Origin of the sequence: Novosphingobium sp. FKTRR1 (assembly GCF_020404405.1) — a bacterium.
Taxonomy (GTDB): Bacteria; Pseudomonadota; Alphaproteobacteria; order Sphingomonadales; family Sphingomonadaceae; genus Novosphingobium.
The window spans coordinates 25823-48597 of the sequence record NZ_JAIZDA010000024.1 but is presented as its reverse complement, the minus strand read 5'-3'; the positions used below and the strand labels follow the sequence as shown (position 1 = coordinate 48597).

The window sequence follows — 22775 nt, the reverse complement described above, 5'->3', positions numbered from 1 at the left end:
CCGCGAAACTAATCCACAAATGCCTCGGTAGAGTGCCAGCGACCACGAAGAAAGGCATCAGCCACGATCTGCAGCGGCGCGAGATCGATATCGCTTTGCCGCGCGCGAACCAGATCGACAAAACGGCGGTAGAGGCCCGGATACTCTGCCTCATGTTCGATTGACTGGGGAATTCCGTCGATCGTCAGCCTGTTGCCCCCGTCTGACAGGATCAAGCTCTTCCCGCCCGTTTCTACCATGATGTCCCAGGTCTGTGGCCCGGTCTGTCGCCAGTCGAATTCCGCATGGATCGGTACGCCGTTCGCTGTTTCCAGCATCAGCCGCGCGGCGATAGGGGTCTGGCGGTTTGCGGGCTTGTCCAGGTCCGCATCGACCAGCCGCACCGGCACGCCGATCACTTCGGTCAGGATCGACAGGGCGTTGATGCCCGGGTCGAACACGCCGAAACCGCCCGGCTCCCAGATCCACTCCTGTCCGGGGTGCCAGTGCCGCACGTCCTCTTTCCAATCGATGCGCACGCGTCGCGGGGCGTTGGCGGCGACCCAGCCTTTTGCGGTCGCCACGGCTGCGGCATACCGCGAATGCCAGCTTGCAAACAGGGTGACGCGCTGTTCGGCTGCCAGCGCGCCAAGGGCCTGCGCCTCTGACACGGTTGCCCCCGGCGGCTTTTCCAGAAAAACGTGCTTTCCTGCGGCGAGCGCGATCAGCGCGGCCGCGTACCGTGCTTGAGGCGGCTGGCACAGGACGATCGCGTCAAGGTCAGGTTCGCCTGCCAGCATCGCCGTCAGATCGGGGTAGTTGTTCACGCTTTGCGCCGTGGCATTGCGGCTGGCGACAGCAACCAGATCGATACCGTTGGTGGCCGCGATGGCGGGAAGGTGCTGGTCGCGCGCGATCTTGCCCAGCCCGACCAGCCCAAGGCGAATGTCCTTCACAGCGCGCGGACTTTCACCGCAGCGGAGCCGGTTTCGCGCACCAGCGGGTTGCGGACCGGCAACGTGAACGCATCGGCCAAGATCTCGAAAATGTCGCCGTCCTGCGTCGTTACTCCGTCGCTGAACGAGAGCGTTGCCGTGCCGAAGAAATGGACATGCAGGTCGCCCGCGCGTCGGAACGGAGCATTCTTGAAATGATGATGTTCAAGGTTGGCGATACTGTGCGACATGTTGGCCTCGCCCGAAAGGAAGGGCTTTTCCCACAGCAACTGGCCATCGCGCAGGATACGGCTGGTGCCTTGCACGCTGGCGGGCAGTTCGCCGAGCAGCAGTTCGGGTCCGAGCGCGGCCTGCCGCAACTTGGAATGCGCGAGCCACAAATAGTTGGTCCGCTCGACGATGTGGTCGGAGAACTCGTTGCCCAGCACAAAGCCCAGCCGCAAGGGATTGCCGTCTGTGTCGATCAGATAGACCCCGGCGATCTCGGGCTCTTCGCCGCCATCCTCGGCAAAGCCGGGGGCGGTCAGCGGTGCACCCGGCGCGACCAGGATATCGCCGTCGCCCTTGTAGAACCATTCGGGTTGGACGCCGATTTCGCCGGTCTCGGGCTTGCCGCCTTCCAGACCCATCAGGAACATCCGCATCGAATCGGTCAGCGTTTCGCCCGACGCTGCCGCGCGGTGCATCTTGTCGCGCCCTTCGGCAGAGCCGAGGTGCGTCAGCCCGGTCCCGGACACCAGCAGATGGGCCGGATCGACGTGATCGATCGGCGTTAGCAGCGTTACATTCGCCGGGTCGATGGCGTCTGCCGCAAGGCGCTCGGCCAGATCGCGCAAGGACACGCCTTCGGATGCGGCTCGCAGCGCCAGTTCGCGGGTCGATGACGCGCCGGTCAGCCGCCAGATGCCGCCCGTTTCGTCCAGCACGGCAACACCGCGCGCACCATTCTGGCTGAATTGCAGCAGCGAGCGCATCAGATCGTCTCCCTTTTGCCATCGATCCGGCGCGGGATATGCCACGGGTTTGCGGCCTGCAGCGCAGGAGGCAGCAGCGCGTCGGGTATGTCCTGAAAGCAGACTGGGCGCACGAAGCGCGCCATCGCCAACGTTCCGACCGATGTCGTCCGGCCGTCAGTGGTCGCTGGATAAGGGCCGCCGTGGACCATCGCATGGGCAACCTCGACGCCGGTCGGCCAGCCATTGGCGAGCACGCGGCCAGCCTTTGCCTGCAACAATGCGAGGATCGGAGCGGCGTGAGGGGTATCGTCCGGGTCGAGATGGAGCGTGGCGGTCAACTGGCCTTCAAGGCTGGCAAGCACTTGCGCCAATTGGGCGAGGTCGGCGCAGCGCACCACCACCGACGAAACGCCGAACACTTCATCGCCAAGCGAGCGATCGGCGATGAACTGCTCCGCTGTCGTTTCGAACAGCGCGCCGGGGCCGACACGCTGTGCCGCGCGATTGCCATCGAGCGCTGCAACGCCCGCATTATAGGCGGCCCGGATACCGGGCGTAAGCATTGCCTGGGGTGGCGCCGCAGCCAGCGCGCTTGCTGCCGCCGCGACAAAGCGGTCGAGATCGGGCCCGTCCAGCGCGATCACCAGACCGGGATTGGTGCAGAATTGCCCCGCACCAAGCGTCAACGATGCGACGAAGGCCGCGCCCAGCGCTTCGGCACGCGTGGTTAGCGCGAACGGCATCAGCACGACCGGGTTGACACTGCTCATCTCGGCAAAGACCGGGATGGGTTCGGCGCGCTGGCGGGCGATCTCGGCCAGCGCAAGGCCACCGCTGCGCGATCCGGTAAAGCCGACGGCGCGGATGTGTGGATCGGCGACCAGTGCGCCGCCAAGCGCGTTCGCGCGGCCGGGCAGATAGGAAAACACCCCCTCGGGCAAGCCGCAGGCCTGAACCGCCGACCGGACTGCGCGAGCGACGAGTTCGCCGGTTCCGGGGTGCGCCGGGTGCCCTTTGACCACGACCGGGCAGCCAGCCGCAAAGGCTGCTGCGGTGTCGCCGCCCGCGACCGAGAAGGCGAGCGGGAAATTCGACGCACCGAACACGGCAACCGGCCCGAGCGGGACGTTCATCCGGCGCAAGTCGGCGCGCGGCGGCACCCGGTCGGGCATTGCCGGATCGATCACCACATCGAGCCAGCCGCCATCGCGCAGTTCGGCGGCAAACAACCGCAACTGACCGGTCGTGCGGCCGCGTTCGCCTTCCAGACGGGGGCGCGGCAGACCGGTCTCGTTCATCGCGGTTTCGATGAGGACGTCGCCGATGGCCTCGATCGCGCTTGCCACAGCGTCAAGGAACGCGCCGCGATCGGCAGGCGACAAGGAGCCGAACTGGTCCGATGCGGCTGCTGCCAGCGCGCAAGCGGCGGCGACATCGGTTTCGGTCGCCTCGGCAAAGGGCTGGGGCAAGGCGGCGCCGCTGGCGGCCTCCACCGCGTGGAACACCGCTTCATGGCGCACGTCGCGCGCGCCGATCAGGATCGAGCCATCGATTGTCACACAGGAACTCCCGGTCAGTGGTTGTCGCGCGGCAGGCCGCGCGTCTGGGCGATGCGTTGAAACGCTTCGGCCCCTTCGAGAATGGCGCCGGTGGCCAGTTGGCCGACGACCGCGCGCTGGATCGCCTGCCACGGTGTTTGCGACGGCGGGAACGGATAGCCGCCGGTGGCTTCCAGCGCAGCCCGGCGCGCGGCGAGTTCGGCGTTGTCGATCAGCACGTCGGCGGTTCCGCGCTTCAGGTCGATGCGGACACGGTCGCCCGTAACCAGCAGCGCCAGCCCGCCGCCTGCCGCCGCCTCTGGTGAGGCGTTGAGGATTGACGGGCTGCCCGATGTACCGGACTGCCGCCCGTCGCCGAGGCAGGGCAGGGCCGCAATGCCTTCGCGCAGCAGATAAGCCGGGGCGCGCATGTTGACGACCTCGGCTGCGCCGGGATAGCCGATCGGCCCGGCACCGCGCATCACCAGCAACGTGGTGGCATCGATCGCCAGCGCCGGATCGTCGATCCGTGCGTGATAGTCCTCAGGCCCATCGAACACGACCACTGGGCCTTCGAACGCCTCGGGATCGTCGGGATTGCTAAGGTAGCGCGCGCGAAATTCGGGCGAGATCACGCTGGTTTTCATCATCGCGCTGTCGAAAAGATTGCCCGACAGGACGAGGAACCCGGCATTCTCGCGCAGAGGTGAGGTGAAAGGACGGATGACCTTTTCGTCCTCGATGGCCACGCCCCGGCAGTTTTCACCGATGGTGCGGCCATTGACGGTCATCGCTCCTTCGCGGATCAAGCCCTGCTCGATAAGCTGGCCGGTGACCGCAGGTACCCCTCCGGCGTGATAATAGTCCTCGCCCAGATAGTCCCCGGCTGGTTGCAGATTGACGAGAAGCGGCACCTTGTGCCCATGGTCCTGCCAGTCGCGCAGGGGCAGATCGACGCCCATATGCCGCGCGATCGCTGCCAGATGGATCGGCGCGTTGGTCGAACCACCGATGGCCGAATTGACGACGATGGCATTCAGGAAGGCATCGCGAGTCATGATGTCGGAAGGCTTGATGTCCTCGCGAACCATGTCGACGATGCGCAAGCCAGTGCGATAGGCATTTTCCTGACGGTCGCGATAGGGCGCCGGTATCGCGGCGGAACCGGGCAGTGACATGCCGAGCGCCTCGCACAGTGAATTCATCGTGGTGGCCGTGCCCATGGTATTGCAATAGCCGGTGGAGGGGGCGGAACTGGCGACCAGCTTGATGAACCCGGCATCGTCGATCTCGCCCCGGCTGAGCATCTCGCGGGCCTTCCACACGATGGTCCCGCTGCCGGTGCGCTCGCCCTTGTGCCAGCCGTTGAGCATCGGCCCGACCGACAGCGCGATGGCGGGCAAGTTCACCGTGGCCGCCGCCATCAGGCAGGCCGGTGTGGTCTTGTCGCAGCCGATCGTCAGCACGACGCCGTCGAGCGGATAGCCGTGGAGCACCTCGACCAGACCGAGATAGGCAAGATTGCGGTCGAGGCCTGCCGTCGGGCGCTTGCCGGTTTCCTGGATCGGGTGGACCGGAAATTCGAGTGGTACGCCGCCCGCTTCGCGAATGCCCTCGCGCACCCGTTCGGCAAGCACGAGGTGGTGGCGGTTGCATGGACTGAGGTCCGATCCCGTCTGCGCGATGCCGATGATCGGGCGGCCCGAGCGCAATTCGTCAAGGCTGATGCCGAAGTTCAGATAGCGCTCAAGATAGAGCGCGGTCATGTCGATGTTGGCCGGATTGTCGAACCAGGCGGCGGAACGCAGTTTGGTCATCGTTTGCTCACCGAAAGGCGGTAGATCATGGCGTGCCGATAGGGCTTGCCGGGAACGACCCGGACCGAGCCGAGCGCAGGCCGGTTCGGCGTGTCGGGAAACTTCTGGGGCTCGAGCGCGATGCCGTCGCCCATGCGGTACAAGTGGCCGCCTTTCCCGATCACTGTGCCGTCGAGGAAATTGCCGGTATAGAGCTGCAATCCAGGTTCGGTCGAAAGCACTTCGAGAACGCGGCCCGAGGCTGGATCTTCGAGCCGTGCGGCAAGTTCCGGTGTCGCGGTCTGGCCCTTGTCGAGCACGAAATTGTGGTCATAGCCGTGGCCGATAACGATCTGCGCATCGGTGGCATCGCGCGCGCCAGCAGCCAGAACCCGGCCCTTGCGGAAGTCGAATACACTGCCGTTCACGGATCGCAGTTCACCCGTTGGGATCAGGGTTTCATCGACCGGCGTGTAGCGCGCGGCGGGAATCGTCAGCCGTTGCAGCATGGCTCCCTGCGGCGCACCGTCTCCGGCCAGATTGAACAGAGCGTGATTGGTCATGTTCACGACCGTCGTCCGGTCGGTCGTCGCTTCGAACACGATGCCCAGGTTGCCTTGTTCGTCGAGCGAATAAGTCACCGTGACGTCAAGGTTGCCGGGATAGCCCATATCGCCGTCCGGGCTGTGGTGGGTCAGCACGACTGAGGCGACCGGGCCGCTGACCAGCCTTGCCACGCTCCAGTTGGCCCGATCGAATCCTTGTCCGCCCCCGTGCAGCGCATTGGGCCCGTCGTTCTTGTCGATGGAATAGGCAACGCCATCGAGCGTGAAGCGGGCGCCCGCGATCCGGTTGGCGACCCGCCCGATGGTGGCACCGAAAAAGGTGCGCCTTGCCTCCTGATCGGCGGGGGTCTGATGCCCCAGAACGATGTCCGCCGGCTGGCCCTTGCGGTCTGGGGCGACGAGCGACTGAAGCGTCGCGCCGTACGACAGGATGCGGGCCACTACGCCATTGGCGTTGCGCAGCGTGATCGCTTCGACCGCTGTTCCGTCCTTGAGCGCGCCAGCCGCAGCTCGTTCGGCGCTGGCCGCATGGGCGGTGCCTGTGCAGGCGACCATCAGACTCAAGGCCAAGGCCGACTGTTGCGCTGTCCGCGACACGATCATCCTGCCTCCCGTTCGTCTTGACCACCTCTTCTTGCCGATATACTCATACAAATGCAACAGGTATCGGGTGGGGATAAATCGCAATGACAAGCACGACAGGGGACGTTGAGGGGAAGCGGCGCTCACGGCTGGCCACGGCGCTGGTGTTCGTCACCGTGCTGTTCTTCATCTGGGCGTTCGTGACCAACCTGATCGACCCGCTCGTGAAAAGCATGAAGGTGATCTACACGCTCTCGGACTTCGAGACGCAGTTGAACCAGTTTGCGTTCTTCATCGCGTACGGTGTGATGTCGATCCCGGCGGCCTGGTATCTGTCGCGGCGTGGCTACGCCAATTCGATCGTGCTTGGCCTGATCGGCGTGGTGGCGGGATGCCTGATCGCATGGTCGACAAGCCTTTCGCACAGCTTCGTCACAGTGCTGATCGGGCTGTTCGTGGCAGCGTCGGGCATCACGCTGCTGCAGGTTGCAGCCAATCCGCTGATCGCCTCGATGGGCGACCGGAAAAGCTCCCACTTCCGCTTGAATCTCAGCCAGGCGTTCAATTCGCTCGGCGCCTATGTCGGCGGAATCTTTGGCGCAACCTACCTCCTCAAGGGCGATCTGTTCGTCAAGAATGTCGTGCTGACCGACGCGCTCAAGGCCGAGGGGTTATCGTTCGTCACCGAAGTCTACTTCCTGATCGCGGTGGCGTTGGTACTGTTCATCGGGGCGGTTCTGCTGGTGCGCGGAACGATATCGGCCCACGCGCCTGCCATCCCGGCGCTTGGTGAATCGCCGCTGGCGGCATTGAAATCGCGCTGGGCCAACCTCGGCGCGCTCGCGATATTCCTCTACGTCGGCGCGGAAGTCTGCGTCATCTCGGGGATGATCTTCTTCCTCGAACAGCCCCAGATCCTGAACATCCCCTCGCAGACCGCAGGCTACGTTGCACCGATCTTCATGCTGCTGGCCATGGTCGGGCGGTTCGGCGGCAGCGTATTGTTGCGCCACGTTCCGGCAACCTCGCTGCTGGCGCTGGTCGGAGCGGGTGCGTCGGCACTCTGCCTGATCGTGATTGCTACTTATGGCAATGCGGCCACGCCGCTTGGCGGGACCGTTACCCTTCCGGGTGGCTTCGTGGCGCCGATCACCATGGGCTTTCTGCCGGCGATTGCGGCAATTTTTCTGGGTCTGTTCAACTCGATCATGTTTCCGACCATCTTCACGCTGACGCTCGAGCGGTCGACTGCGCCCGCCTCGGCTACCTCCGGTCTGATGTGCATGGCGATTTGCGGCGGCGGGTTCATCTCGATCCTCTACGGCGCGGTGATCGATCTGTTCGCAAGCAGTGTAACGGTCGGTGCGCGCTCGCTTGCCTTTGTCGTTCCGCTGGGCTGCTATCTGTTTGTACTGTGGTTCGCGCGCGCCTGCCGCCACGCGCCGACGCACGCCATCGAAGAGGGCATCGCCGCGGGTCATTGATGCAGCCACGGCAGCACAAGGGCTTTGTGGGCTGGGCCTATGTGGGCAGGCCTGAGCGGGCTGGCTGGGCCGGTTGGTCGAGTTCGTGGGTGAGGCGCGACCGTCGGGCTGGTGATGGTTCGATTGATGAATCTGATTCATCGAGGCGTCAATCATGCGGTGGCTAATGCGGCCGCCCTGTCCGCGCTATTGCAGTGTGCATGAACGCAGCGGAACAACCCCCGGCACGCTGGAGCGCTGTCCTTGCCCTGACGCTGTGCGTCTCGACGCTGATCGCGTCCGAGTTCATGCCTGTCAGCCTGCTCACCCCGATCGCTGCGGACCTGCGCCTTTCCGCAGGGGAAGTAGGGCAGGCAATCTCGATTTCGGGCCTGTTTGCGGTGATCACCAGCCTTGTAGTCGCCCGGATAAGCGCGCTGGCGGACCGCCGCCACCTTTTGCTTGGGCTGACATTGCTGATGCTGGTGTCCGGCCTCATGGTCGCCGGAGCGCGAAACTACGCGATGCTGATGCTGGGGCGGGCCTTGGTGGGTGTGGTGATCGGCGGCTTCTGGTCGATGTCGGCGGCAACGGTGATGCGCCTTGTTCCCGCGCAAGACGTCCCTCGTGCGCTGGCCGTGCTGAACGGTGGCAACGCGCTGGCGACGACCATCGCCGCGCCGCTCGGCAGCTTCATCGGCCAGTTTGTCGGCTGGCGCTGGGCGTTCTTTCTGGTGGTTCCACTGGCCGCGCTGACGTTCGCCTGGCAATGGCTGACGCTTCCGCCGATGCGACCGGCAGGGCAGCGCCCGCCTGCCAATTCCCTTGCCCTGCTGGCACGACCGGCGGTGCGCAAGGGTATGGCTGCGGTGTTCTTGATGTTTGCAGGGCAATTCGCAGTATTCACCTATTTCCGCCCGTTTCTTGAGCAACGGGCACACTTATCCGTCTCGCTGCTGTCGCTGGTCCTGTTGGGCATGGGCCTGGCGGGTGTCCTCGGCAACATCCTGATCGGTCGGCTGGTGCGGTATAGCCTTGATGCAGCGCTGACTGCGCCTTCGCTGGCGTTGGCCGCGATCGCGGTCCTGCTGGTCGTGTCAGGGACCAACCCGCTGGCCGCAGGTGGACTGCTGTTGTTGTGGGGCTTCGTCGGCACGCCCGCTCCGGTCGCGTGGTGGACCTGGTTGGCCCGGACCTTGCCCGACGATGCCGAAACGGGTGGCGGATTGATGGTGGCTGTTGTCCAACTGGCTATCACGCTTGGCGCAGGTGGTGGCGGCATACTTTTCGATGCGCTGGGCTACGGCGCCTGCTTTCTTGCCGGGGGCGCCTTGTTGGCAAGCGCGGCCCTTCTGGGTGCGGCGGGGGCTTCGGGAACCGCTCCAGTCCGTCGTGCAAGCAGGCGATGAACCGCAACCGTACCGCTTTTTCCGAAGCGCTCGACGGCCGCGCCGTTGTGCGGATGGAACATGTCTTCAAAGCCGACCGTTTTGTCGGTGAACCAGCAAATAAAGGATACCATCATGCGAGCTACCGTCATGCACGGCGTACACGACGTGCGTATCGAGAACGTGCCCGATGCCGCCATCATCGCTCCCACCGACGCGCTGATCCGCATCACCCGTGCCTGCATCTGCGGCAGCGATCTGTGGCCCTACAACGGCGGCCCCAATGTCGTGAACCAGCAGATGGGACATGAGGCGATCGGCGTGGTTCTGGCAGTGGGCAGCGACGTTCAGCGGATCAAGCCGGGGCAGGTGGTGATCATGCCTTTTGCCTATTCTGACGGAGATTGCCTCTTTTGCGAAGAGGGGTTGCAGACGGCCTGCACCCATGGTGGCTTCTTCGGCAACGGCGGCGAAGCTGGCGGCGCCCAGGCCGAAGCGCTCCGCGTGCCGCTTGCCGATGGAACGCTCTATCCGCTGCCGGTGGGCGAAGACGATGCGCTGATGGCTTCGTTGCTCACGTTGTCTGACGTGATGGGCACCGGCCACCATGCTGCGGTCACGTCACGCGTGCGGCGGGGCGGTACGGTCGCCGTGATCGGCGATGGTGCGGTGGGCCTGTGCGGCGTGATCGCGGCAAAGCGGCTGGGCGCAGAGCAGATCATCATCCTCGGCCGGCATGAGGCGAGGCTCGATCTGGCTCGGCGCTTCGGGGCGACCGAAGTCGTCAGCGAGCGCGGCGAAGAAGGCGTTGCGCGTGTTCGTGCGCTGACTGGCGGGATTGGGGTCCAATCGGTGCTGGAATGCGTCGGCACGGCGCAGGCGATGGACACATCGATGGGCATTGTCCGTGCAGGCGGTGCGGTCGGCCGCGTCGGTGTGCCGCACTACGATGTCGTTCCGGGCGCGCAAATGATGTTCTATCACAACGTCACCGTCGGTGGCGGTCCAGCGCCGGTTCGCGCCTATATCGATGAACTGCTGCCCGATATCGTCGAAGGGCGCATCGAGCCGGGGCTGGTGTTCGACCGTACGGTCGATCTGGACGGCGTGCCTGATGGCTATGAGGCCATGAACGCCCGTACCGCGCTGAAGGTCATGATCCGACCCTGATCGTAGGATGAGATCGACAGGCAAGCACACCGGGTCAGACATCCCGCCCGATGCGCTTGCCTGATTGCTGCTCCCGGAACGCAAGGTGCAAGGCCGCCGTTTTGTCGCCTATCGCAATCGGGCGCGGGCGAACTGGGCGGCCTCGATAGCGCGTTGGTAACCGATGCGACCGGCCTCGCCGATGGCATTGCTGATCATTGCGTCGGCGGCGTCGCGGGTGCCACGAGCGTGTAGGATCTGGCCCAGCATGATCCGGATCGTGACTTTGTAGAGCGTCATGCCATAACGCCCGGCCAGCGCCGCGGCGATCGAGGCATGTTCCAGTGCGCTTTCCAGATCGCCGTTGTTGAGCTTCAGCCGGGCGAGGTTGCGCCGCGCCTCGATCGCGATCCGGTGCAGATCGGTCTCGGTGGCGAATTCGATCGCACGGGTCAGCGTGACCATCGCCTCGCGCCGACTGCCTGCATCGGAGCTGTCGGCCAGTTCCAGCGCGCGGACGATCTTGGCGCCATAGACGATGTCCATCTGCTGTACCGATTCGGCCACGGCAATCGCCAGCTTGGCTTGGGTCGAACCCTGCGCCGAGCCACTGGTGATATATTGCAGCGCCGCCCAGTGCCGTCGGAAAAAGGCGCAGGCGCGCTGCTCATCGAGGTATTCGAGCATCGCAATGGCCAGCGCGAACATGCCTTCGGCCGGGTTGAGCTCACCGCGCAGGAACATGATCAGCGCGCGAAAGCCGGTGGTCAATGCCGCCGACAGACAATCCTCGTGCGAGATCGACAACGGCAGCTTCGGTACCACCCCGGGGGTGACGTTGCTCAAGACCTTGCGGATCCTTTCGACCATGTTCTTGTCATCGAAACTGTTTTCGATGCGGGCGACGCGGTCTTCGGCGGCGGACAGCTTGCCGCGTTCGATATCGACAAGGATCAGGTTGAGCCAGATCCGCCGCCAGTTGTGGCTGCGGCAGGCGAACTCGACTTCGCGCGCGTTGATCCGGTCGGCCTCGTTCAGATTGACGCGCGCCTCGTACATGTCGCCCTGCGCCAGCTTGACCACCCCCAATTCGTTGTAGAGCCAGACCAGTTCATCGCGATAGATCGCGCCCGGCCCGAGTTCGGCGCGCACAGCGCCGGGACTGTTGCCGCGCGTCGACAGTAGGGTTGCCAGCTCCTCGCGCGCCTTCCCCTGATCTTCGACCGCCGTAATCAGCCGTTCGAGCCGACTGGCATGTTCGGTCAGTGCTCCGTCGCGTTGTTCGTCGATCAGTCGGTTGCCCAGATCGAGCGAGAGCAGCGCCGAAGTCGAATAGAACCCGCGAACGATCGCCAGCGCACCACGCAGACATGCCGCGATGTGGGGCCGCGCGCGCCGGCGCGGACCTGATTCCTCGCCCGGCAGCAGGGCATGGTTCGGATCGTAGGTGTCCGCATCGCGATAGGCGCCGATGAGCCAGTCGATCAGTCGGCCCAGTTCGTCGTGAATTTCCGGTTCGGCAACGGCTCCGTCGGCGGGTTGCGCTACGTAAAGCGCCATGTTGAACGAGGTCGACAGCACGGCTTCGGACAGTGGCACGCCATACCGTTCGCGAAATTCGGCCTGCAAGGACATGTGCAGCGCATAACGGTCCATTGCGAAGCCATTGGTGGGCTTTAGCTCGAAACGATCGCCGACCGGGTTGCCGATCTTGAAGATCAGCCGGAATTCATCGCTGGCAAGACGTTCGATCACGGCGTCGAGCATGCGCCGGCGCTCGTCGACCGGCAAAGCTTTCAGCAAGCGTTCCACGCGCGGCGCGTGGAACAGCACGTGCGGTTCGACCGGTTGGCCGATGAAGGCCATCACTGTCAGCACCGCAAAGGCGACTTTGCCGTGGTCCGTGTTCGGGTCGAAAGCCCGCTGAAAGCGCTGCGATGCAAAAACGCCGCGATATGTCTCGCGCGCAAAGGCCCGGTCGTTGGCCAGAAGTAGCGGCGGACTGGAACCGTCGAGCTGGAAGGACTTGCGCAAGGTGCCAAGGTAGCCTTGGGGTTCACGATCGTCGCGATCGACCTTGATGATCCGGTCCGCCCGCTCGGATGGGGTCGGTCCGGGCCGTGAACGAGCGAGGGCTGCGGTGATTGTCCGCGCCTGTTCCGGCACGCCAAGCTGGGCCCGGACCTGCGTTTCAAGGCGGCGGAAATAGGTGCGAATGCGGCGGGTTCCGAACACCACTAGCGGACAGATTGCGAGCGGGTCGGTGACTTCCGCGTCGGTTGCGACCGTACTGGCAGCAGGTGGTCCCTTGATTGCCGCAACGAGATAGGCGCGAAAGAAGCGGTCCATTTCGGCGCTGAGCGGAACACCGCCCTTGTTGAACAAGCGCTCTAGCCCCTTGAATACGATCAGCGGAGCGATGCGTGATGTCTGGTCGGAGGCGGGTTCGGCGCAATAAAACAGCGCTCCATCGTTGGCGAGGAACTCGCGCTCGCGACTGCGGCAGCGGTTGCGATAGTCTGGCTTTGCCGAAATGCGGCCCAGAAACAGATAGATCAGTTCCAGGGCCGAATCGGTATCGAGCCGGAGGCTCATGTTGACCAGCAGCACTGGGCCGTCGGGGTTGAGGACAGGCCCTTGGCCTGACCATTCATACGCCCAGTTCAGTGTCAGATCGGTCGCTGCGCGGCCTTTGCCGGTGCCGGGTCGTGTGGTCAGCACGGTCAGGCAGTGCTTTGCGAGATCGTCGCGCGTAACCGACGGACGCGGCGTGGTAGTAAATGTGCTGGCCTCGACCTTGCGTTGGAATTGCCAGGTGTAGATCAGCGTGTCGCGCGTCAGGTTGCGCCTGAAGTCGACGTCACGCCAGGCGATGGCGTTCGGCTTGCGCGATCGCGCCTGCTTGGTCGCGGTGAAATGGCGGCCGAGGTTGGTGATCGCGTTCGCCAGCCCACCCGCTATGTCGGACGGACCTGCATCGTCGGCGACTTGTGCCCCGGCAAGGCTTGCCGCTTCAGCGATCTCGTCGTTGAAGATCGTCAGCACGCCCAGCTTGTGGAGCTTTTCCAGACGGAACGCGGCGCGGACCTTGTCGGCTGGGACGGTTTTGCGCGCCTGAGGCGGGGACCACAGCAGAAAGCGGCGGCCCACGCCCTTGAAAGGCTGATTGCCGATCAGGTATTCCAGTGCCTCGTTCAGTTCGGGCTCTTTCATGCCAAGCCCTACGAACAGCACCGGATTGCTGGAATGGAGCATGGCCAGCGTCTGTTCGAACGGCGCGCGCGTCGCTCCTGCGCGGCGGTAGATGCGGTCATAGTCGCGATAACTGATGACCATCGTTTCGGGTTTGTCGATCCTGCCATGCAAGTGCAGCACATGCAGATCGGTCTGCGTCGATCCGAGCGAAAACTCGATGAGCCGGTCAAGCCGCTCGCGTTGAAAGGCATCGCTTGCAATGACCAGTCCGTTTGCCAGTTTGATCCGTTCACCTTCGGGTGCGCGGCGGCCAAGTGCGGCTTGTTCGTCGGCGCTGCGTTCGGTGCCAGAATCGCCCCTGACTTCGGGCAATGTGCCGAAATGCTGATGGACCTCCTGCGGTAGCAAGCGGGCGAGCGAGGCCTCGATCTCGACGTCGTAATTGGTCGTGATGAATCGCTTTATCTGCAAGTCCTCGATCAGCGCCCTGAGAATGGCATCGCCGCCCGGCTTGCGTTGCTTGGTCTTGTAGTCGGCCAGTCCTGCGGCAATCATCTTGTTCAGATCGACGCGGCTGCTGCGCCGTCCGGTGCGGTGGTCGAACCAGTGGCCGATCACGCTGGCGGCAATGCGCGCATCAAAGGCCGAGTTCGCCGCCATTTCGGCGCTGAGCCATTTCCACAACTCCTCTTCGAATTGTTTGATCACTTCCTTGGGAGCGGGCAATGCGCCCGCCGCAATGCCGATATCGCGGAGCAGTTCTTTCCATTTGGGATAGCCAAGCTCTTCGGTGACGAGCGATCCGATGAATGCGGTCAGCCGTCCGCTGCGCACAGACCGAACGAACTCTTGCAGCGCGAATGACTTCAGGCTGGATTCGTTGAAGTATATTTTTGAAAGATATGTTTGATTGTTCAGATCATCGATCGACACGATTGACCCCGCCTCATTGCCCTTTACTTGGATAGGCCATGTATTGGTCAAGGCCAGCCCTTTTATGCAGGCGCAGTCGTTTCATCACGATCGAACCATACATCGATCGCCGGTCCCAGTTCGCCAGCGCCGTATGCCTGCCACCCGTCTTGCCGCAGTACGCCCAGACTCAGCCGCCTCAATCGGCAGGGTCGTTTTGAACCGCCTGTGCAAGACGCTTGTCACAAATTGCGGCGACAAGCCTGAATCTCATCGCCGGGACATTATGCTGAAGTCGGCGCTCGCGTGGGCGGCGGTGGGTGGTTGCAAATCGGTTCCAAGCCGATGATCGGGTCGCAAAAGCCGCAAGGCCGGGGTGTGTTGTAATGACGGTTTCCTATTATTCTTCGTATTTCAATGGGATGTCTCTTTCCGTCGACTCCGTGCTGAAGAAGTTGACGATCACCCAGAGCTATATCGACGGCTACACAGACTATGCCTCGCCCGAGCACCTGCTCGATTCCTATTCCACGCTGACTTTTCCCAACGGCAGCTTTGTCGAATCCGCCCCGTCGCTGGTCGACAGCGGCACGATCGTCGCCTCGGTCGCGTTGACGGCGGGGGAGGCTGTGCAGACCCTCGACGTGTCGGTCACCGGTGAATTCAGTGACTTGACCTTGACCAGGACCTGGCATGTCCAGAGCGCGCGCCTTGCCACCACCGCCAAGACGCTGGTCGGCGGTGCGCTTGACGACATCCTGCTGGGCGGCAGCGGGGCCGATCAGTTGACCGGCAACGCGGGCAGCGACTGGCTCGACGGCGGCGCGGGCGTCGACACGATGACCGGGGGCACCGGCGACGATGTCTATGCCATCGACAACACCGCCGACAAGATCGTCGAACTGACCGGCGGCGGCCGCGATCTGGTCCATGCGGCCGCAAGTTACACGCTGAGTGCGTTTGTCGAGGATCTGGACCTGATCGGCACGGCGGCGCTCAACGGCACCGGCAACGATCTGGGCAACCTGATCAGCGGCAATGCGGCGGCCAACGTCCTGACCGGGCTGGGCGGGGATGACACGTTGCGCGGGTTTGCCGGGGTCGACACGCTTGACGGCGGCGCAGGTGCCGATCTGCTGTACGGCGGCGACGATGGCGATGGCCTGAGCGGGGGCGACGGCAACGACACGCTGTTCGGCGATGGCGGCAACGATACGCTCAAGGGCGATGGCGGCAACGATGCGCTCAACGGGGGCGATGGCAACGACATCCTGGCAGGCGGCGATGGCAATGACACGCTGACCGGGGGTGCGGGGCTTGACCAGCTTGACGGCGGGCTTGGCGACGATGTGCTGATCGGCGGGTTCGATAGCGACCAACTCACCGGTGGCGCGGGCAACGACTGGCTCGACGGCGGCGGCAGCAACGATCGCATGGACGGTGGCCTTGGCGACGATACTTATGTCGTCGACCTTGCCAGCGACGTCGTGATCGAGGCGGCCGGAGCAGGCACCGACACCGTCTTCGTGTCGGGCCTTGCGCGCTATGTGCTGCTGGCCAACTTCGAGAACCTCGCACGGGCAAGCGATACGGCGGCGGGCTTCAACGGCGTCGGCAACGAATTGGCCAACACGATCACCGGCGGGATCGGCAACGATCAACTCGAAGGGCTGGGCGGAGCCGACCACCTGCTGGGCGGGCTGGGCGACGACGTGCTGATCGGTGGTGTCGGGGCCGACGCGTTGGATGGCGGCAGCGGCAGCGATACCGCCAGCTATGCAGGCGCAAGCACGGCTGTTTCGGTCAATCTGGGCAATGCCGCTGCCAATGGTGCGGGCAGCGATGCTACCGGCGACACGTATGTCTCGATTGAAAACGTCACCGGAACTGCCTTTGCCGATACGATTTCGGGCGATGGAATGGGCAACCGTCTTGCAGGCGAAGGCGGCAACGATACGCTCAACGGCCTTGGCGGCGATGACGTGCTGCTGGGCGACGCAGGGGATGACACGCTCAACGGCGGGCTCGGCAACGACTGGCTGACCGGCGGCGCGGGCGCGGACAAGCTGATCGGCGGCGGCGGCGACGATGGCGTCAGCTATGTCGGTTCGGCGGCGGCGGTCATCGTTCGGCTTGACTTGCAGACGGTGACTGGCGGCGATGCCACCGGTGACACGATCACCGCGATCGTCCGCGCCGAAGGCGGTGCATTCGATGATGTGCTGACCGGTAACGAGCTGGCCAACATCCTTGTCGGCAACGACGGCAACGACACGCTGACCGGCAATGGCGGCGACGACATCCTGCGACCGGGAGCGGGCAAGGACATCATCAACGGCGGCGCAGGGTTCGACCGGGTCGACTATTCGACCGCAAAGGCGGCGGTCACTGTCAATCTGGCCACTGGCAGCGGCAGCGCGGGCGATGCGCTGGGCGATACGTTCACCGGCATCGAAGGCGTGATTGGATCTGCGTTCAATGATATCATCACCGGCAGCGCGGGGGCCGACGATCTGGCCGGTGGTGCCGGGCGCGACACGATCTCGGGCGGTGACGGCAATGACACGATCAGCGGCGGCGCGGGGGCCGACACGATCGACGGCGGCGCGGGCATTGACACGGTCAGCTATGCCGACAGCGCTGCGGGGCTGACGATCTCGTTGCGGGCGACCGTAGACAATACCGGCGATGCAGCGGGCGACGTCATCAAGAATGTCGAAAACATCAAAGGCAGTGCTTTCGACGATATCCTCATCGGCAACACCGCGCTCAACGTGCTCGACGGCGGGGCGGGGATCGACATGGTGTCCTATGCGCGCGCGCTGGCGCCGGTCACCGTCAACTTCGCCACCGGAGTCAACACCGCCGCCGCTGCCACCGATATCTACGTCTCGATCGAGGGCGTCATCGGCACGGCATTGGACGATACGCTGATCGGCAGCGATCGCGCCGAGGTGTTCAACGGCGGCGATGGCGCGGACATCGTCAAGGCCGGGGGCGGCAATGACACGGTTTATTTCGGTGATGGCTCGGACACGCTCGACGGTGGCGCGGGTATCGACACGCTGATCACCGAATATTTCGAGATTGCGCCTGATACCGCCACGATAACCACGGCCACCGGCGCATCGGTCGATATCGCGATCGCGACTTATTACGGCAGCGCGGTCGATCTGTCGGCCATTGGCGCGCCCGCCAACTTCGAGAACATCACCGGCAGCATCGGCCGCGACGTGCTGGTCGGCAACGCGCTGGACAACCGCATCGACGGCAGCAGCGGCGAGGACGTGCTTTCAGGTCTTGCGGGCAACGACACGCTGATCGATCACGGCATCAACATTGCCGATTTCTATGTCGATGGTGACCGGCTCGACGGTGGAGCCGGGAACGACGTGCTGGTGTCAGATGGCGCGTTCGACCGGTTGACCGGTGGCTCAGGCAACGACACGTTCGTGCTTGATCCGACCATTTCGGCCAATCTCGCCTATGCCGGAGTGACCGATTATGACGGCACGCTGAGCTGGGTCATCACCGACTTCACCGCCGGGGGCACCGACGACGTCATCCGCCTGCGCGCAACGCCCGCTTTCGACACATTTGCCGAAGTGAAGGCGGCAGCGGTGCAAAGCGGCGCCAACGTGCTGATCGACCTTGGCCCGAACTTTCATATCGAGCTCGACAACGTCAAGCTGTCCGCGCTGACCGCCGCCGATTTCCAGTTCGTGCCCGACGGCACGCCGCTGTGGATTTGAGGCTGATCATAGCCGCCTTCGCCAAGGCGAGCGCGGTGCCTATGGCACCTTGGGCGCAGCGGCATTCCCTCCCGCCGGGGTAATCGTCAGCGTTGCAGGGACAGTCACGATCACGCGATAGCTGATGCCCAGAGTCGATTTGGCGGAGCCATTGGGGCCGATGGCGTAAGTGCCCGCGCCCGTCGTGCCGTCCGCCGTGGTGCTGAACAGATTGGCCACCGGCAAGGTGTCGCCCGCCGCATCGAACAGGTAGACCGCAGGCCCCCCCGCCAGGATCGTTCCGCCGAACGCGGGATTGGCCGCGCCAACGCTGCGTGTGGCACTGCTCGGATTGGCCACGACCACCGGGGTCAGGGCATAGAGCTGGGGATAGTAGGTGCCGCTCTGCCCGTTCTGCCCCGTCTGCGAGGGTGGCGACCAGACCGAGGTGAAGTCCCACCCGGCATACGTCGTGCTTGCCTGCGTGTAGTCGGTCATCTGCGCTGTGGTCTTGCCCGAAGCGTTGGTGCAGGCGAGGAGTCCTGACGTGCCGCACATGTTCGCCCGGCCCGAGGTCTGGGTGTTCCATATCGACTTTTCGATGACCGTCGCTGCGTCCGCCGACCCGACCAGGCCGCCGACATTGGTGCTGCCCGTTCCAGTGCTGACTTGCCCGATCGCGTAAGTTTCGATTAACTTTGCGCTATATGTGGTCGTGCTGACAATGCCGCCGATCAGCCCTCCGACGGCGTTGCTGCTGTCTCCCGTGCTGGTCGGACCGGTAGCATAAGCCCGGCTTGCCCCGCCGGTCAATCGGCCGGCCAGCCCGCCGACGAACGCCGACTTGGCGCCTGTGGAGACCGTACCGGTGGCATACGATGCGCCGATTACACCGTTGATGCCGCCGACCAGTCCGCCGACGAACTGGGCGCTCCCGCTGGCCGTCACCGTGCCCGTGGCAAAGGAATAGGTGATCGACGGAGTCTTGGCCCCGGAACCGGCCGACACCTTTGAATCGGCAAACCCGACCAGCCCGCCAAAATACGAACCGTCGCCGTATGTCGACACGACGCCGCCGGTGGCAAACGAACTGACGATCGCTGCGTCGGTGCCGATCCCGCCGATCAGGCCGCCGACATTGACGCTGCCGCTGACCTGACCTTTGGCAAAAGACCGGGTGACCGCCAGCGATCCGCCGATCTGCGAGCCGATCAATCCGCCTACACTCTTAAGGCCGGTCACCGTGCCCAGAGCGTAGGAATTGGTCACCGTTGCGTTTTCGGTTTGACCGATCAGACCGCCAATCCCATACGCGCCGCCCGCAACGGTTGTCACGCTGCCGGTGGCGTAGGATTGGCTGATTTCCCCAGTGGCATAGCCAGCCAGCCCGCCAACCGCGAAGACTTCAGGCGTCGTTCCCCAAGTCTGCACTGCGCCGGTGGCAAAATCGTTTTTCAGCGTCATCGCCGAGTTGCCGATGAATCCGCCGATGTAACCGGACGTGGCCGTAAGGCTCGACTTGATGCCCTGAACGCCGCCTTTGGCAAAGCTGTCGGAAATCGTCCCACCACTGCCGCCACCGACCAGTCCGCCGACGGCCCAAAGGCCGGAAACCGCGCCGATCGCGTTCGATCCGACGATGTCGCCTTTGGTGATCTTCCCTACCAGCCCGCCGACAAATCGGGTGCTGACGGTAAGCACGTCGCCGCGCGCGGAACTGTTGTAAATCGATGAATTCGAGGCCAGTCCTACCAGCCCACCGGTATTTTCACCGACATTATCGTAGCGCGATCCACCGTTGCTTATCGCCACTTTTCCGGTCGCGCCGCTGGCGCTGATCGAACCATTCTCGATCGCACCGATCAGGCCACCGTTGTTCGAACCCGCGTCCACCGACACGTTGCCGCTGGCGCTGCTCGAGGTCACGGTGCCGCCGTCGACGTGGCCGATCAGCCCGCCAAGCCCATCGCCTCGCCCCTGGCCCGCCTGATTCCCGACCCCTGCAACGGTGACCGCGCCGATGGCGTAACTCTTTGTGACGGTGCCTGCGCCCTTGAACAGGCCGATCAGCCCGCCGACGCCGGTTCCGCTGCTGCTGCCAGTGACCGCTCCGCTGGCAAAGCTGGACTTCACCGTGCCGGTGCCTTCGAAATGGCCGATCAGCCCGCCGACGTCCGTGCCGTTAAAGAAGGAAACGTTGCCCGACGCCCATGACCCGGTCACGGCCGCAGAGCCGTCCTGTCGGCCGATCAACCCGCCGATGGAAGCCACTTTGCTGTTTGCTCGCACATCACCGCGGGCATAGTCGTTCAGCAGGGTCATGCTGCTCATGCCGATCAGCCCGCCGATGTTGGCATAAGGTTGGACATCGAGAGTGCCGATCTGGGTAACGACGCCCTTGGCAAAGCTGTTGGTGATCGTGCCGCCGTCGCCGCTACCGACCAGTCCGCCGACCTCGTGGCTGCCGGTGACCGCACCCAACGCATAGGACGAGGTGATGTCGCCGATGCCCAACCCACCAGCCAGCCCGCCGACATAATAGGATTCGAACCCGGTCGTTACCGCGCCCCGCGCGTTGCTGGTGGCGATGCTCGACGATATGCCGATGCCTACCAACCCGCCGACGTTGTTGCTGGTCTTGCCCGTAGTCACCGCGCCGCTGGCGGAACTGCCCGTGATTAACCCGCCACGCAATTCGCCGATCAGTCCGCCGATCGAGGTGCTGGCATCGCCCGTCATCACCAGACCGGTTGCGGTGTCCGCGCTCAGTGCGGCACCGATCACCGATCCCGACAGTCCGCCGACAGCGTAGCTGGACGCGCCTGCATTGATCGCACCGATCGCGAGGCTGGACGTGATCGTGCCGGTTCCGTCGTATTTGCCGATCAGGCCGCCGACGTAATTCGCCCCGTTGGTGACGGTCACATTGCCCTTGGCTGAAACGCCAGCAACGGTCTTGGCATTTGTCCAGGCCACCAGACCGCCGATATAGTTGGCCGAACTGCCTGCGCTAATGGCGCCCGAGGCACTGCTGTTGGTCAGCTCTCCGGTAACGGTAGCGCTGGCCGACGCGTCGTACCAGCCCAGCAATCCGCCGACATAGCTCGATCCATCGCCCACGGTGACAGCGCCGCTGGCGTTGCTGCCGGTCACTGACGCGGCAAACGTGGTCGGCGCGGGAAAGTAGAGCGGTGCACCGATGGAGCCGATCAGCCCGCCGACATTCTTGGCACTGACACCCGTCGTCACGGTGCCATTTGCGCCAAGCGACGCAATCGTCGCGCCGCGAACGCCACCGATTAACCCGCCGATGTTTTGGGCGTTGTCGCCGACCTTGACCGCTCCCGAAGCGCTGCTGCTGGTGATGAAGATGCCCGCGACCGCTTTGCCTTCAAAGTGGCCGATCAGCCCGCCGATGTCACTGACGCCATTCCCTGCAGTAACCGCACCGCTTGCGCTTGCACGTGAAGCGGCGAAGTTGCCGCTGGCATATCCGACCAGCCCGCCAACCCAGCTTGAAGAATTGCCGACGGTGACATTGCCCGTGGCTGAAACGTGATCGAGGACGGCATGACTCTGCCCGGTAAACCCGCCGACATTGTACCCGCCTCCCAGAACTGTCACCGAACCAGTCGCAAAACTGTCCGCGATCCGGTTCGTCGTGATGGATTCCGCATAGCCGATCAGCCCGCCGACATCGGTGCCGCTGGTCTGGGTGACGGTCAGCGTGCCCGCAGAGGGCGCCGAAATGCTGGCGCTGCCCGCGCTGACACTGCCCCCCGTGGGCAGCGCCTGCGCCTGCGCACCAGTGGCACCCACAACCCCGCCCAGCACGCTGGTGGCCAGCAACGCAAGACGCAAACGACGATCAAGACGGACCGAACCCATGATAAATCCCCCGGGCGCACTATGCGAAACACGTGGCATTCAGGTCGAAGAAGCGTGGTAACAGCGGTCCCCGCCGCCAAACGTGCCCAGCGTCCACCCGACCACGCATTGGTCGGGTGGACGTCGGTTCGAGCGGCAATGGGGTGGACCCAGTATGTTTCTGATTGTTGCGCAGACTATCGACGTTTCACGGCTTTTCAAAACATTTTTATCGAAAATGTCTTGGACGAACAAGTTTTGAGCTGACCGATCTTTATCGGGAGCCGTCCTTGCCGAGTTCTGAGAATAAATTTCGGCGAAAAAGGCCTTGTTTGATCTCAAATGTGTACGAGATTGAGTGATGGATATTTCATCGTTTTAACAGAAATGGTCAATTTTCATGGAGTGTGATCTGGTTCGTCAATTGTCATTCAAGAGGATTGAATCTGGTTATAAGGTCTAGGCGGCGCGGAGATTTTCCTCACGGCCTCGTGGAAGATGTCCACGTTGCCCAAGCGTCAGCGGTTAGCCTCCACGCCGCCTAGCTCTTGCTGGTTCGTTTAGGTCGTAAACTCATAAATCGCGCCATCGAGGCACCCGAACGGCGAAGATATCGGACGGAAGCGACCGCCGGGAAGGCTGGTTGCCTTTCCAAGGTTGCTTCCGTTCGAGATCGAAGCCGTTCGGGTGTCCCTTC

At 63.8% G+C, this 22775-nt stretch carries 11 protein-coding genes; 4 read left to right on the top strand and 7 right to left on the bottom strand.

The window, feature by feature from the left end; genetic code table 11:
* Positions 1-8: 8 nt before the first annotated feature.
* Genes LDN95_RS17840 through LDN95_RS17820 form a run of 5 tightly spaced genes read right to left on the bottom strand, consistent with a single transcriptional unit; the run spans position 9 to position 6394 of the window.
* The gene (locus LDN95_RS17840) at positions 9-935 is read right to left on the bottom strand and encodes a Gfo/Idh/MocA family protein (RefSeq protein ID WP_226018918.1); all 927 of its coding nucleotides are present in this window, start codon (positions 933-935) and stop codon (positions 9-11) included.
* Positions 932-1909 (bottom strand): AraD1 family protein, encoded by a 978-nt coding sequence (gene araD1, locus LDN95_RS17835; protein WP_226018917.1) that lies wholly within the window; start codon positions 1907-1909, stop codon positions 932-934. Before araD1 ends, LDN95_RS17840 begins: the two co-directional genes overlap by 4 nt.
* Entirely contained in the window at positions 1909-3450 is a 1542-nt protein-coding gene (locus LDN95_RS17830; protein WP_226018916.1) for an aldehyde dehydrogenase (NADP(+)), read from the bottom strand. The genes araD1 and LDN95_RS17830 overlap by 1 nt, the downstream gene beginning before the upstream one ends.
* A gap of 14 nt (positions 3451-3464) precedes the next feature.
* Positions 3465-5246: an IlvD/Edd family dehydratase gene (locus tag LDN95_RS17825; protein WP_226018915.1), complete on the bottom strand. Its 1782-nt coding sequence runs from the start codon at positions 5244-5246 to the stop codon at positions 3465-3467.
* Positions 5243-6394: an aldose epimerase family protein gene (locus LDN95_RS17820; protein WP_226018914.1), complete on the bottom strand. Its 1152-nt coding sequence runs from the start codon at positions 6392-6394 to the stop codon at positions 5243-5245. Before LDN95_RS17820 ends, LDN95_RS17825 begins: the two co-directional genes overlap by 4 nt.
* Before the next feature lie 83 nt (positions 6395-6477).
* Between LDN95_RS17820 and LDN95_RS17815 the strand changes: the two genes are divergently transcribed.
* The 3 genes from LDN95_RS17815 (at position 6478) to LDN95_RS17805 (ending at position 10394) form a co-directional block, all read left to right on the top strand.
* Positions 6478-7857: an MFS transporter gene (locus LDN95_RS17815; RefSeq protein WP_226018913.1), complete on the top strand. Its 1380-nt coding sequence runs from the start codon at positions 6478-6480 to the stop codon at positions 7855-7857.
* Between the two features lie 200 nt (positions 7858-8057).
* Complete coding sequence (locus tag LDN95_RS17810; RefSeq protein WP_226018912.1) at positions 8058-9245, top strand: MFS transporter; 1188 nt, start codon at positions 8058-8060, stop codon at positions 9243-9245.
* Between the two features lie 114 nt (positions 9246-9359).
* Positions 9360-10394 (top strand): zinc-dependent alcohol dehydrogenase family protein, encoded by a 1035-nt coding sequence (locus tag LDN95_RS17805; protein ID WP_226018911.1) that lies wholly within the window; start codon positions 9360-9362, stop codon positions 10392-10394.
* 108 nt (positions 10395-10502) lie between these two features.
* Here the strand turns inward: LDN95_RS17805 and LDN95_RS17800 are convergent, their stop codons facing one another.
* Positions 10503-14402 carry an SIR2 family protein gene (locus LDN95_RS17800; protein WP_226018910.1) on the bottom strand — a complete coding sequence of 1300 codons (3900 nt, stop codon included), beginning with the start codon at positions 14400-14402 and terminating at the stop codon, positions 10503-10505.
* A 500-nt stretch (positions 14403-14902) separates the two neighbouring features.
* Here LDN95_RS17800 and LDN95_RS17795 point away from each other — a divergent pair, with 500 nt between their 5' ends.
* Positions 14903-18232 carry a calcium-binding protein gene (locus LDN95_RS17795; RefSeq protein ID WP_226018909.1) on the top strand — a complete coding sequence of 1110 codons (3330 nt, stop codon included), beginning with the start codon at positions 14903-14905 and terminating at the stop codon, positions 18230-18232.
* A gap of 39 nt (positions 18233-18271) precedes the next feature.
* Here the strand turns inward: LDN95_RS17795 and LDN95_RS17790 are convergent, their stop codons facing one another.
* Positions 18272-22099, bottom strand: a complete 3828-nt coding sequence (locus LDN95_RS17790) for a GLUG motif-containing protein (RefSeq protein WP_226018908.1) — start codon at positions 22097-22099, stop codon at positions 18272-18274.
* Between the last annotated feature and the right edge of the window lie 676 nt (positions 22100-22775).